At 69.7% G+C, this 12,291-nt stretch carries 13 protein-coding genes and 1 pseudogene; 6 read left to right on the top strand and 8 right to left on the bottom strand.

Translation table 11 applies throughout. The features are described from left to right. Nucleotides 1-27: 27 nt before the first annotated feature. The gene (gene pip / locus FHY09_RS01640) at nucleotides 28-969 is read left to right on the top strand and encodes a prolyl aminopeptidase (protein ID WP_166923520.1); all 942 of its coding nucleotides are present in this window, start codon (nucleotides 28-30) and stop codon (nucleotides 967-969) included. A gap of 26 nt (nucleotides 970-995) precedes the next feature. Here pip and FHY09_RS01645 read toward each other — a convergent pair whose 3' ends face one another. Genes FHY09_RS01645 through FHY09_RS01660 form a run of 4 tightly spaced genes read right to left on the bottom strand, consistent with a single transcriptional unit; the run spans nucleotide 996 to nucleotide 3,937 of the window. Beyond that, nucleotides 996-1,796: an N-formylglutamate amidohydrolase gene (locus tag FHY09_RS01645; protein WP_456362677.1), complete on the bottom strand. Its 801-nt coding sequence runs from the start codon at nucleotides 1,794-1,796 to the stop codon at nucleotides 996-998. Beyond that, a complete protein-coding gene (locus FHY09_RS01650) occupies nucleotides 1,789-2,343 on the bottom strand; it encodes an NUDIX hydrolase (RefSeq protein ID WP_166923522.1) in 555 nt (184 codons plus the stop codon). Before FHY09_RS01650 ends, FHY09_RS01645 begins: the two co-directional genes overlap by 8 nt. After that, nucleotides 2,340-3,317 (bottom strand): 5'-3' exonuclease H3TH domain-containing protein, encoded by a 978-nt coding sequence (locus FHY09_RS01655; protein ID WP_166924340.1) that lies wholly within the window; start codon nucleotides 3,315-3,317, stop codon nucleotides 2,340-2,342. Before FHY09_RS01655 ends, FHY09_RS01650 begins: the two co-directional genes overlap by 4 nt. A 41-nt stretch (nucleotides 3,318-3,358) precedes the next feature. After that, the gene (locus FHY09_RS01660; protein ID WP_166923524.1) at nucleotides 3,359-3,937 is read right to left on the bottom strand and encodes a nitroreductase family protein; all 579 of its coding nucleotides are present in this window, start codon (nucleotides 3,935-3,937) and stop codon (nucleotides 3,359-3,361) included. 410 nt (nucleotides 3,938-4,347) lie between these two features. Here FHY09_RS01660 and FHY09_RS01665 point away from each other — a divergent pair, with 410 nt between their 5' ends. After that, entirely contained in the window at nucleotides 4,348-6,687 is a 2,340-nt protein-coding gene (locus tag FHY09_RS01665; RefSeq protein ID WP_166923526.1) for a DUF1631 domain-containing protein, read from the top strand. Between the two features lie 81 nt (nucleotides 6,688-6,768). Further along, nucleotides 6,769-7,854: an NAD(P) transhydrogenase subunit alpha gene (locus FHY09_RS01670; RefSeq protein ID WP_166923528.1), complete on the top strand. Its 1,086-nt coding sequence runs from the start codon at nucleotides 6,769-6,771 to the stop codon at nucleotides 7,852-7,854. A 33-nt stretch (nucleotides 7,855-7,887) separates the two neighbouring features. Here the strand turns inward: FHY09_RS01670 and FHY09_RS01675 are convergent, their stop codons facing one another. Genes FHY09_RS01675 through FHY09_RS01685 form a run of 3 tightly spaced genes read right to left on the bottom strand, consistent with a single transcriptional unit; the run spans nucleotide 7,888 to nucleotide 9,192 of the window. Then, nucleotides 7,888-8,274 (bottom strand): DUF3106 domain-containing protein, encoded by a 387-nt coding sequence (locus tag FHY09_RS01675; RefSeq protein ID WP_456362698.1) that lies wholly within the window; start codon nucleotides 8,272-8,274, stop codon nucleotides 7,888-7,890. 46 nt (nucleotides 8,275-8,320) lie between these two features. Further along, nucleotides 8,321-8,641, bottom strand: coding sequence for a hypothetical protein (locus FHY09_RS01680; protein ID WP_208407507.1), 321 nt, complete (start codon nucleotides 8,639-8,641; stop codon nucleotides 8,321-8,323). Nucleotides 8,642-8,646: 5 nt separating this feature from the next. Then, nucleotides 8,647-9,192 (bottom strand): RNA polymerase sigma factor, encoded by a 546-nt coding sequence (locus FHY09_RS01685; RefSeq protein ID WP_166923534.1) that lies wholly within the window; start codon nucleotides 9,190-9,192, stop codon nucleotides 8,647-8,649. Nucleotides 9,193-9,317: 125 nt separating this feature from the next. On the opposite strand from FHY09_RS01685, the gene FHY09_RS01690 reads away from it, so the two are divergent. Next, the gene (locus tag FHY09_RS01690; protein WP_166923536.1) at nucleotides 9,318-9,626 is read left to right on the top strand and encodes an NAD(P) transhydrogenase subunit alpha; all 309 of its coding nucleotides are present in this window, start codon (nucleotides 9,318-9,320) and stop codon (nucleotides 9,624-9,626) included. Continuing rightward, nucleotides 9,623-11,081: pseudogene (locus FHY09_RS01695) on the top strand (NAD(P)(+) transhydrogenase (Re/Si-specific) subunit beta). Before FHY09_RS01690 ends, FHY09_RS01695 begins: the two are co-directional and overlap by 4 nt. Before the next feature lie 51 nt (nucleotides 11,082-11,132). Here FHY09_RS01695 and FHY09_RS01700 read toward each other — a convergent pair. After that, nucleotides 11,133-11,564 (bottom strand): hypothetical protein, encoded by a 432-nt coding sequence (locus tag FHY09_RS01700; protein ID WP_166923538.1) that lies wholly within the window; start codon nucleotides 11,562-11,564, stop codon nucleotides 11,133-11,135. 120 nt (nucleotides 11,565-11,684) lie between these two features. Between FHY09_RS01700 and sufT the strand changes: the two genes are divergently transcribed. After that, on the top strand, nucleotides 11,685-12,236 hold the full coding sequence (sufT, locus tag FHY09_RS01705) for a putative Fe-S cluster assembly protein SufT (RefSeq protein WP_166923539.1): 552 nt from the start codon (nucleotides 11,685-11,687) through the stop codon (nucleotides 12,234-12,236). The last annotated feature ends 55 nt before the right edge of the window (nucleotides 12,237-12,291 follow it).

Consider the following 12,291-nt stretch of genomic DNA (forward strand, 5'->3'; position numbering starts at 1 on the left):
CGCAGGGCACCACCATGGAGTTGCAACATGCGTACGCTGTACCCCGAGATTGCCCCATATGACCAGGGCACGCTGAAGGTCGACGACCGCCACACACTGTATTTCGAACAGTGCGGCAACCCGGAGGGCAAGCCGGTGGTGCTGCTGCACGGCGGCCCCGGTGGTGGCTGCAGCGCGAAGATGCGCCAGTTCCATGATCCGGCCAGGTACCGGATCATCCTGTTCGACCAGCGCGGCGCCGGACGCTCCACGCCGCATGCCGATCTGGTGGACAACACCACGTGGGACCTCGTGGCCGATATCGAGGCGCTGCGCACGCACCTGGGGGTGGAGCGCTGGCAGGTGTTCGGCGGCAGCTGGGGCTCCACGCTTGCACTGGCCTACGCGCAGCGCCACCCGCAGCGCGTCACCGAACTGGTGCTGCGCGGCATCTTCATGCTGCGCCGCTTCGAGCTGGAATGGTTCTACCAGGAAGGCGCCAACCGCCTGTTCCCGGATGCCTGGGAGCACTACCTCAAGCCGATCCCGGCCGTCGAACGCCACGACCTGATTTCCGCGTTCCACCGCCGGCTGACCAGCGATGACGAAGCCACGCGGCTGGAAGCGGCCCGTGCCTGGAGTGTCTGGGAAGGGGCCACCAGTTTCCTGCACGTGGACGATGACTTCATCAACAGCCATGAAGACCCGCAGTTCGCGTTGGCCTTCGCGCGCATCGAGAACCACTACTTCGTCAACGGTGGCTTCTTCGAGGTGGACGACCAGCTGCTGCGCGATGCCCACCGCATCGCCGACATCCCCGGCGTGATCGTGCATGGCCGTTACGATGTGGTGTGCCCGCTGGTCAATGCCTGGGACCTGAGCAAGGCCTGGCCCAAAGCCTCGCTGGAGATCACCGCGGCCTCGGGCCATTCCGCGTTCGAAGCGGAGAACATCGACGCGCTGGTGCGCGCCACCGACGCCTTTGCCTGAATCGGCCGGGCCAGCACCGGCGGTCTTCAGCCGCCGGTAGCCTGCGCATGCAGCAGCTGCGGCTCCAGCGCGCGCAGGAGCCGCTCAAGCCGCCCGGCCCAGGCCTGCTGCCCGGCGGCATCGGCGATCAGATCCTGGCGGATTTCCAGCTCCACGTGCAGCAGGCCCCGGTCTTCGCCGTGCACGGGGACGGCATAGTCGCTGTTGCGGTTCACCGAATAGGGTTCGTTGTCGCCGACCACCAGATTCCCTTCGGCACGCAGCGCGCGCAGCAGGCGATGGGCAAACCGCGTGTCCTGGTGGTACAGCACGCCCGCATGCCACGGCCGGGCGTGGCCGGCCATGGCCGGGGTGAAGCTGTGCATCATCACCAGCAGGGTGGGCCGCCCCTGCGCCTGGCGTTGATCAAGTTCGGCGCCGATCCGGGCGTGGTACGGCGCGTGGATGGTATCGATGCGCTGCTGTCGCCGCGCCTGGTCCAGGGACTGGTTGCCGGGAATGCAGGTGCCGTCGCTGCGCTCGGGAATCAGCGTGGGTGACTGCAGCGGACGGTTGCAGTCGATCAGCAGGCGTGAGTACGTCTGTTCGATCGCCCACGCATCCAGCCGCTCGGCCAGCGCGCGGGTGGTGCCGGCGATGCCGATGTCCCAGCCGATGTGGCGGTCCAGCTCGGCCTGCGGCAGGCCAAGCGCTTCCAGTGCGCGGGGAACCTGCTGGCCGGCATGGTCGGCCAGCAGCACGAAGGGTGAGCGGCCCTGCGGGCGATGGATCCGGTAGACCGCCGGATCATCGACTGAAAGCAGGGCAGGCAGGGCCACGTCAGCCACGCGCAGTGCCGTCCAGATGGTGGTCGATCATCCACAGCCCGGCCCACAGCTTGGCATCGAGCTCGTAGCCCTCGCTGATCTTCTGCACCAGCCATGCGGCGGCACGCGTACGCGGCACCTCGTGGACAAGGATGTCTTCACTGTCATCACCGCCGCCCTGCCCGACACGGCGCAGGCCGGTGGCCCGCACGAAGGCGATCTTCTCGCTGCTGGCGCCGGAGGAGGTCGGGCCGACCATCAGCACTTCGGCATGTTCGGCCGTCCAGCCGGTTTCTTCCTCCAGCTCGCGTACGGCAGACAGTTCGATCGACTCGCCTGCGTCGATGTCGCCGACCAGGCCCGCGGGCATCTCGATGGTGCGTGCCTGCAGCGGCACCCGGAACTGCTCGACGAACAGCACGTTGTCCTCCGGAGTGACGGCGATGATGATCGCCGCCAGCCCACCGGCATGGGTGCGCTCGCTGTACTCCCAGGTGCCGCGCACGACCATGCGCTGGTACTTGCCCTCGAAGACGACACGCGGGGCTTCGGTCTTTCGCTGGTTCATGGAAACTCGCTTGAAGGAAGAGTAGAAATTTCGCCGCCCGGTACCGGCAGGCCGGCAGCGGCGAACAGCCGGCGGCGGGTCATGGGGCCCAGGCGCAGGGCCGTGCAGAGACCGTCGAGCAGTTCGCCATCGCCTTCGCCGCGCAGCAAGCCGGTTTCGGTGCCGTCCAGCGGCGCGTCAAGGCTCAGGGTGGTGAGCTGGCGCCACAGCAGCGCGTGGTCGCGCTGTTCGCGCAGGCGCACGGCCATCTGCGCTGCGCCACGCAGGCGCAGGAACGGCACTTCGTCCAGCCGTTCGTAGAGCGTGTCCAGGCTGCCGAAATGCGCCAGCAGGACCGCTGCGGACTTGGCGCCCACGCCGGTCACGCCGGGAATGTTGTCCACGGCATCGCCGCACAGCGCCAGGTAGTCGGCGATCTGGTGCGCGTGCACGCCGTGCCGCGCCTTGACGCCGCTCATGCCCCAGCGCTGGTTGCGCGCGAAATCCCATTGCTCGTCATGGGCCAGCAGCAACTGCGACAGGTCCTTGTCGGCGGAGATGATCACGCCCCGGTGGCTGTGGCGGTGTGCATGCAGCGCGCTGCCGATCAGGTCGTCGGCCTCGTACTCCGCATGGGCCAGCACGGCCAGGCCCAGCGCGGCGCACAGCGCCTTGCAATGAACGAACTGGCGCCGCAGCGCGTCCGGCGCCGGTTCGCGGTTGGCCTTGTAGGCCGGGTACAGGCGGTGCCGATGGCAGCTGCCCAGGGCTTCGTCGAAGGCGATCGCGATATGGCGGGGGCGCTCGCGTTCAAGCACCTCCAGCAGGAAACGCGCGAAGCCATGCACGGCATTGGTGGGCCAGCCCTGCGCATCCTGGAACTGGTCCGGCACGGAGTGCCAGGCGCGGAACACGTAGACGCTGGCGTCGACCAGGTACAGCGGCGGCGGCACCGGGCCGGGCGTTCCCGCCGGACCGGTGGGCAGGGCGATCACCCGCGAACGGGCCGGCTCAACCGGCGCAGCGGCGTGGGCGTTCACGCGCCGCTCCAGACCTGCAGCAGCGCCTCCGGATCAGGACGCTCGCGTTCGGGGACCTCGATCTTCGGCGTGCCGATGTGGATGAAACCGGCGATCTGCTCGCCCTCGACCAGCCCCAGGTGGGCCTGCACGCCGGGATCGAACGCCATCCACGCGGTCAGCCACTGTGCGCCGAACCCCAGCGCCTGGGCGGCCTGGAGCAGCGCGAAGCACACGCTGCCGGCGGTCATCAGCTGCTCCGGCGCCGGCACCTTCGGGGTCTCGCGCACGCAGGCCACCACCACGATCACCACCGGCGCGTGGCTGAACCGTTGCCGGTCCTTGTCCAGCTGGGCGGAGGCCAGGTCCGGTGTGCGCTGCAGCGCGCGTTCGGCCACGAAATCGCCCAGACGTCCCCGCGCCTGCCCGCTGATCTCGATGAAACGAAACGGCACCAGCTTGCCGTGGTCGGGCACGCGGACGGCGGAGGCCAGCATGCGCAGCAGCGTGGCGCGGTCCGGTCCCGGCGCGCCAAGCTGCCGGGAGGGCACGGAGCGGCGGGCGTCGAGGGCCAGGAGGGCGGCGGAATCGGGCATGGGCAGCGCTCGCGGGGATCGGAGGGCCAGTATAAAGCGCGACCGGGTACCCCCAGCTGAGTGCAGGCAGGCCGGTTGCCGTGGGAAAGCCCGCTGTCACCCGACATTCGTTATAGTCGCGCGTACCTCTCACCGTCACCGACGACCGTTATCGTGTCCTTCTAGAATTGTGATGACCATCGAGTCGCTGCCAGGCCCAGGACGGTCGTCGCCCCTCGCACAGGAGCCCCGCCACGGCTTACGATACGTGGGTTGCCGGGTGCCCGGTCCCGAGGTTTGGAAGTGAGGACTGGTCCATCGTCCGTGGTGTGCGGAACGGCTTACGATCGACGGCATGAGGCTGGGGAGGCTTCATGTGTCGTGGCATCCATGTTGTATCGAGTATCGGCGAAGGTGGGGAGCCTTCACGCATGATGACCGCGCCCACTCCAATGGGAACGCCGGGCCGCAACGCGACCCAGCTGCAGCTTGCCCGTGACGTGGTGCTGCCCGCGCTGGGACAGGCGTTCAGCGCCGTCCTGGCGCGCTTCGATGATGTGCTGTTCGATCGTGCGGCGACGGCCGGGTCCTCACAGCTGCTGTTCCTCGATGGCATGCGTGAACTGCGCCGGCGCCGCGAGGAGATCGGAGCAGGCTTCGCCAGTCACCTGCAGGAGGCCTGGGCGGCCATGGCGGCCGGTTCCCCGCTCTCGGCGGAAACCACGCTGGCCGGGCAGGTCGACGAAGGCCTGAGCCTGGTCAGCGAGCATGAGCTGGAATCGCGTCTGGCCGTGCGCCAGTTCGCGTCCGTGCTGCTGCGCGATTTCAAGCCCGTTCTCTCGCGCCTGGACCGCCGCCTTGGCTGGATCGCCGGCGGCCTGGCGCTGGATGCGGACACCTCGCCGATCAGTCCCGAGCACGTGGGCGTGGCCGTGCGCGAAGCGTTCGCCAGCTGCGAGCTCGCCCCCGAAGTGCGGCTGGTGCTGGTCAAGCTGTGCGAGCGCGACCTGCACAACCCGATCGGCCGGATCTACGACGCCCTGGACGATCACCTGGCGCGTGCCGGCATCCTCCCCAACATCGCCGCACCCCGGCGCGCCTCGCCGCAGCGCCCGGCCCACGCACCGGGCGGTCTGGACGAGGAGGTCCAGGCCCGCGACGCGGCCGGCGCCGGGCCGGAGAGCGACGAACAGGCGCCCCCGGTGTGGGCACAACGCTTCACCGACCGCTGGGCACAGCGCCGCGACCACCTGCAGGGCCGACCCGCGGCCGCTGCCGGCAGTGCCGACGCCGACGCCGGACAGGCGGCGCCAGGCACACCCGGCGGCGAGCAGGGCATGCTGCTGGACGCGCTGCATGAACTGCTGCGGCAGACCCGCCACGTCCGCGAAGATGCAACCTCCGCCGCGCAGGTCGCAGTGGGCCAGCAGCGGCCCCTCAGCCAGCGCGAGATGATGTCGGTGCTGTCGTTGCTGCAGGCCACGCCCAGCGCGACCCTGCGCGCGGCGATCGGCGAAGATGGCGAGTCGCTGGCCCAGCGCCTGAAGAGCGAAGTGCTGTCCAACGCCACCCAGCTGGGCGTGGACCCCAGCCAGGCCCGGCTCGACCCGCAGGACGAGGACGCGATCGACCTTGTCGGCATGCTCTTCGATGTCATGCTGGACGAGCGTGATCTGGAAGGCCGTTCGCGCGAGCTCATCGGTCGGCTGGTGGTGCCCTTCGTCAAGGTCGCCATGCTCGACCGCCGCATGTTCGTGCAGAAGACCCATCCCGCACGGCGCCTGCTCAATTCGCTGGCCGAAGCGTGCGAGGGCAACACGGGCGAAAGCCAGGCCGAGCGCGTGCTGATGGGCAAGGTGGAGGAGATCGTGGACCGGCTGGTGGCCGAGTTCAACGAGAACCTGGCGATCTTCCTCACCCTGGAAGAGGAGTTCCGCGAGTTCCTGGTCCAGCACCGCCGCCGGATCGAGATCGCCGAGCGCCGCGCGGCCGAGACGCAGCGCGGCCAGGAAAAGCTTGAAATGGCCCGCACCCGTGCCAGCGCCGAACTGGACCGCCGTATCGCTGATGCGACCCTACCGCAGGCCATCGCCGGTTTCCTGCGGCAGCCGTGGCAGCACCACCTCACCCTGGCGCTGCTGCGCGAAGGCGAGGACGGTCCGCTGGTGGCCGAAGCGCTGGCCGTGGGCGATGGGCTGCTGGACGAAGTGGCCGAGGCCCGCCGCAAGATCGTCGGCAAGCCGTGGCTGCAGGCGTGGCAGGGCGCGCTCACGCGCGTGTTCGCCAGCGTGGGCGTACACGGTGACGGCACCACCCGCGCCATCGACGCCCTGCACGACACGCTGCAGGCCATCGCCGAATCGCGCCCGGACCTGGAGCGCGCGCTGCCCGACCTGCCGCACGTCGTGCTGCCCGCGCCGCCTGCGTCCGATGCGCCGACGATGGAGGTCGCCGCGGCGACGGACGACGACGATTTCGACAATGCCGACGCCGACCGCTTCCGCCGCATGACGGTCGGCACCTGGCTGGATTTCGTGGACAAGGACGGCAAGGTACAGGCCGGCAAGCTATCCTGGATCAGCCCGATCTCCTCGCGTCTGCTGTTCGTCAACCGGCGCGGCGTGCGGTTCTGCGTGGCTTCGCCGGAAGAACTGGCGGTGATGGTGCGGCTCGGCCGGCTGCGTGCCCACGTCGACGACGGTGCCTTCGACAGCGCCATGCAGGGCGTGATCGACCGGCTGGACCCGCAGGGCAACACGACGGTGCATTGAGCCCCTGCGGCGCGGCTGCCGGCACGGCCGGGAGGCCGGGGCTGGGTTACCATCGGCCATCACGGGTCGGCGGGGATGGGCATGTCCGTAGTGCTGCTGGGGGTCAAGGAAACCGCGCCGGGCGAGCGCCGCGTCGCGCTCACGCCGGAAACGGCCAGGAAGCTGGCCGCGCACGGTGTCACGGTGTGGTTTGAAGCCGGCGCAGGCGCGGCTGCCGGGTTTGCCGATGCGGCCTACGCGGCGGCCGGGGCCACGCCCATGCAGGACAGCCGCTGGGCTGAGGTCGATGTGCTGCTCTGCGTGCAGGCGCCTGCGGCCGCCCGGCTGGCCCGGCTGCCGGCCGGCGCCAGCGTGATAGGGCTGCTGCAGCCTGCCACGGATGCGGCGCTGGCGGCGCTGGCCAGCACGCCCGGGCTGCAGCTGTTCCCGTTGCAGCAGCTTCCACGGACCACGCGTGCGCAGTCCATGGACGTGCTCAGTTCACAGGCCGGCATGGCTGGCTACAAGGCCACGCTGATCGCCGCGTTGCGGGCACCGCGCTTCTTTCCCATGCTGACCACGGCCGCCGGGACCGTACGGCCGGCCAAGGTGCTGGTGGTCGGCGCGGGCGTGGCGGGGCTGCAGGCCATCGCCACCGCGCGGCGACTGGGTGCGCAGGTGGAAGGCTTCGACGTGCGCCCGGAAACCCGCGAGCAGATCCAGTCGCTGGGTGCGCGCTTCCTTGACCTGGGCGTCTCGGCGGCAGGGGAGGGCGGCTACGCCCGCGTGCTGGATGAGGACGAGCGTGCGCTGCAGCAGCAGCGGCTGGGCGATCACCTGCGCGGCGTGGACGTGGTGATCTGCACCGCCGCGGTGCCTGGACGCCGTGCGCCGGTGATCCTGACCGGGGCGATGGTGGACGGCATGCTGCCCGGCAGCGTCATCGTCGATCTCGCGGCGGAAAGCGGCGGCAACTGCGCGCTGACGGTGCCGGGTGACTGCATCGAGCACGGCGGCGTGGTGATCGACGGGCCGGTGGACCTGGCCAGCCTCGGCGCAACGCAGGCCAGCGAGATGTACGCGCGCAACCTGTTCAATTTCGTCGCGCTGTTCGCACGCGATGGCCAGCTCGTCTTCGATTGGGACGACGAACTGCTGGCGAAAACGCGCTGGCCGGCAGCGGGCTGACCGCGCGTTCGCGGCGCGTGCGCGCCAGGTCGCTCAATCGCGGCCGCCCGGCAAGGGCGGGTTCTCGCGCACCCATTGCCGGCGCTGTTCGGGGGTCATCGCGCGCCAGCGTTCGCGCAGTGCATCGCGCTGCGCCGGTGGCAGGCCACGCATCGCGCCAAACAGGGCCCGCGCCTGCTCGCGCTGTTCCGGGCTCATGTGCTCGAAGCGGCGCATGCCCTTGCGTGCCTGATCGCGCTGCTCCGGGCTCATGGCCTGCCAGCGTTCTGCATGCCGCAGCATCTTCTGCCGCTGCGGCGCCGGCGCGCTGTTGTAGCGGTCGCGCAGGGGGGCGATGAGCACCTCGCGCTGTGCGGGACTGAGCTGCTCCCAGGCCGGTGGCGCTGCCTGCGCCGAAGCGCCGGAGGTCGCCGCGCCCATGAGCAGGGTGATCAACAGGAAACGGTAACGGTCAGGGATCATCGGTTCACTCCATTGCCAGGTCGGTCGCGCCCAGCCACAGGTACAGGTCGGGACTCTCGTCCAATACCCCATCGTCGTTCTGCATCGCCGCGACCCCTGGGGCGAGCGTGGACGGCGCCGGGGACGGCGCCTGCAGATGCACGCCGACGGCCAGCAGCGCCAGGCCGGCGGCGACCGCCATCGGCAGCCAGCGCGACGGCCCGGTCATGCGGCGCGAGGGGGCCGGACCCTGCCGCGCGCTGCGCAGGCGTGCCAACGTGACCGGGCTGACTGACTGCTCGGCCTGCAGCTGCAGCGCGCGCAGGCGCTCGTCGGGGGGAAGCATCGGGCTCACGTCGGGTTCTCCATCAGACTCTGCAGCGCCTGTCGTGCACGCGCCAGGTGGGTTTTGACGGCGCCCTCGCTGCAGCCCATGGCCTGCGCGGTGGTGGCGCCATCGAGGTCCTGCAGTACGCGCAGGGTGAAGGCTTCACGCTGCCGGGCCGGCAGGCAGCGCAGCGCCTCCACCAGCGCCTGGTACTGCTGCTGCTGCTCGTGCAGTGCGGCCGGCCCCGGGCCCTGGTCCGCCCAGTCCACGGCCTGGCCGTCGGCATCGGCTGCGTCGCGCCAGAACGGCAACCGGAACCGGCGTCGCCGCTGCATGTCGATCACCCGCCGACGCAGGATGCTCCAGAACAGGGGCGGCCACTCGGCAGCGGGCTTGTCGCGGTAGTCCAGCATCCGCAGCAGGCTGTCCTGCACGGCGTCGAGCGCGTCCTCGCGATGGCGCAGCCCGGCTTCGGCGAAGCGGAACGCACGCGTGCCAAGGCCGGCCAGGAACGCATCCAGCGAGGCAGGGGAGGCTTGGGCAACAGGCAGGGGGCTGCTCACCAGCACAGGGTACGGTTTCCTTGATCGGTACACCGTCGATAACGCGCGGGGAGCAACGGCGTTGACCGGCACGCGCGCACGGTTCAGCCCGTGGTTATGATGAAGCCACGATACGGAGGGAGGCACGGCCGATGAGCGACGGATTCGTAGCGCTGTACATCTTCATGCTGGCGGCCATCGCCGGGCACGTGATCATCTCGCGGGTGCCGGTGATCCTGCACACCCCGCTGATGTCCGGCTCCAACTTCATCCACGGGGTGGTGCTGATCGGCGCGATGGTGGTGCTGGGCCATGCGCAGACACCGCTGGAGAAGGTGCTCGGATTCATCGCAGTGGCCTTGGGTGCGGCCAATGCCGCCGGCGGTTATGTGGTCACCGAGCGCATGCTGGAGATGTTCCGGCCGAGCCGCAGGGATCCGCCACAGGAGCCGAAACCGTGACGATCAGCACCCCGGATCTGCTCCATTGGCTGGTGAGTTCCAGCTACCTCGCCGCCGCCACGCTGTTCCTGCTTGGCCTGCAGCGCATGGCTTCGCCGCTCACCGCACGCAGTGGCATCCGCTGGGCGGGCGTGGGCATGCTGCTGGCGACGCTGGCGACCTTCTTCCTGCCCGAGCTGCACAACGTGCCGCTGATCCTCGCCGCGCTGGTGCTGGGGGCGGGCGTGGCGTGGTGGTCGGCGGGCAAGGTCGCAGTCACGGACATGCCGCAGATGGTCGCACTCTACAACGGCATGGGAGGTGGTTCGGCCGCGGCGATTGGTGCGGTGGAACTGCTGCGCTGGTCCGCACTGGCCGACCGCGATACGCGGCACTGGAGTGCGCAGGCGCTGGCCGATCTGGCGGCTCGCCAGCCTTCGGCGATGGTGCTCGCGCTGGCCGTGACCGGCGCGGCGATCGGTGCGGTCTCCCTGTCCGGTTCGGTCGTGGCCTGGGCCAAGCTGGACGGTCGGCTCGACCGTCGTGTGACGTGGCCCGGGCAGCAGGCGTTGAACCTGGCCGTCGCTGCTGCGGTGGTGATCGTGGGCATCATGGCCGCCAGCACGCTCTCGCCATGGGCGATCGTGCTCTTCTTCGCGCTGGCGCTGGCCCTGGGCGTGCTGATGACCCTGCCCATCGGCGGTGCGGACATGCCGGTGGTGATTTCGCTGTACAACGCGTTCACCGGCCTGGCGGTGTCCTTTGAAGGCTACGTGCTGGGGAACGAGGCCCTGATCATCGCCGGCATGATGGTCGGCGCAGCCGGCATCCTGCTGACCCGGCTGATGGCCCGGGCGATGAACCGTCCGGTCAGCAACGTGCTGTTCTCCAACTTCGGCGGCCCCGGCGGCGGCGCGGCGCAGGCGATCAGCGGCGCGCAGAAGCCGATCGACGCCTCGGACGTGGCGGCGATGATGGCCTTCGCCGAACGCGTGGTGGTGGTACCCGGCTACGGCATGGCGGTGGCCCAGGCGCAGCACAAGATCTGGGAGCTGGCGCAGCGGTTGATCGCGCGGGGTGAAGGTCAGCTTCGCCATCCACCCGGTGGCCGGGCGAATGCCGGGGCACATGAACGTGCTGCTGGCCGAGGCCGGCGTGCCCTATGACCTGATCGTGGACATGGATGACATCAACCCGGAGTTCCCGAATGTCGATGTGGTGCTGGTGATCGGCGCCAACGATGTGGTCAATCCAGTCGCGCGCACTGATCCGGCCAGCCCGATCTTCGGCATGCCGATCCTGGACGTGGTCAACGCGCGCAACGTGGTGGTGATCAAGCGCGGCAAGGGCACCGGGTTCGCGGGCATCGAGAACGCGCTGTTCTACGCCGACAACGCACGCATGCTCTATGGCGACGGTGCGCAGGCCGCCGGGGCCCTGGTCAGTGAACTGAAGGGGCTCGACGGCGGGCACTGACACCCGCGTTGGCCGGAGCCGCGGCTGCGCGGGGCATGCGACTGCGGCGCGTCAGCGCGGCTTCTGTCCGCCCAGCCAGGCGCCCAGCACCACGGCGGCACCGACCCACAGCCAGTCGCGCAGGGTGGTGGCCAGCTCGATCAGGGTCCAGGCCAGGCGGGGGCCCATGCGCAGCGCCGATTCCCACGGCAGCAGGCCCATCGGTCCGCCCATCCAGGCGCTGGCCACGGTCCACCACGACAGCGCGGTGATCAGCAGGGTGCCGCCGACGACCAGGCCCATCCTCAGCAGGCCGCCGCGCAACGTGCCCAGCCGCAGCATGAACACCAGCTCCAGCGCGACCGCAACGGCCATCCAGCCGAGCTGGGTGCCAGTCTTCAACGACAGCACCACCCACGCCAGCAGCGCGGTGGCCGAGGCCAGCAGCAACATCAGAAGCCAGAGCCAGGGATGGGTCCGGCCCGGTACAGCAGTGGGAGGCATGCGGTTTTTCCTTTGGTCGGCGACAGGATACTGGGTTTGCCGCGGTGCACGGGCGGGCGTCGGGCAGGTGGGCTAAAATGCCGGCTTGCGCGGCGCGTCCGCAGCCCCCAGATAGAGCCCATGTATTCCCGCAGCAGTGAACCCGTCCATTTCGAACGCGACTGCGAGGCCGTCATGGTCCCGCAGGGCGATACGGTCACCCTGCCTGCCGGCAGCTATGGCTACATCACCCAGGCGCTCGGCGGCAGCTACACGGTCTTCGTCGAAGGCAACCTCTTCCGCATCGCCGGCAGGGATGGCGATGCCATCGGCAAGGAGGCCCCCGCGCCGCTGGAACTGCCCGAGGGTGCCACCGACGAGCAGGTCGAACAGCTGGTGTGGCAGCAGCTGCGCACCTGTTTCGATCCCGAGATCCCGTTCAACATCGTCGATCTCGGCCTGGTCTATGAGGTCGACCTGCGCCACCTCGACGACGGCCGCCGCGAGGTGGACGTGCGCATGACCCTGACCGCGCCCGGCTGCGGCATGGGCGACATCCTCGTCGATGACGTGCGCAGCAAGCTGGAGATCATTCCCACCGTGGCCCAGGCCGACGTGGAACTGGTGTTCGACCCGCCGTGGGGACGCCACATGATGTCCGAGTCCGCCCGTCTCGAGACCGGCATGCTCTGAGGGACCGCCCTCGACCGGAGACTGCCCATGCGGGTGGGTTTCCGGCCCCAACCGC

The organism is Xanthomonas sp. 60 (assembly GCF_011761925.1).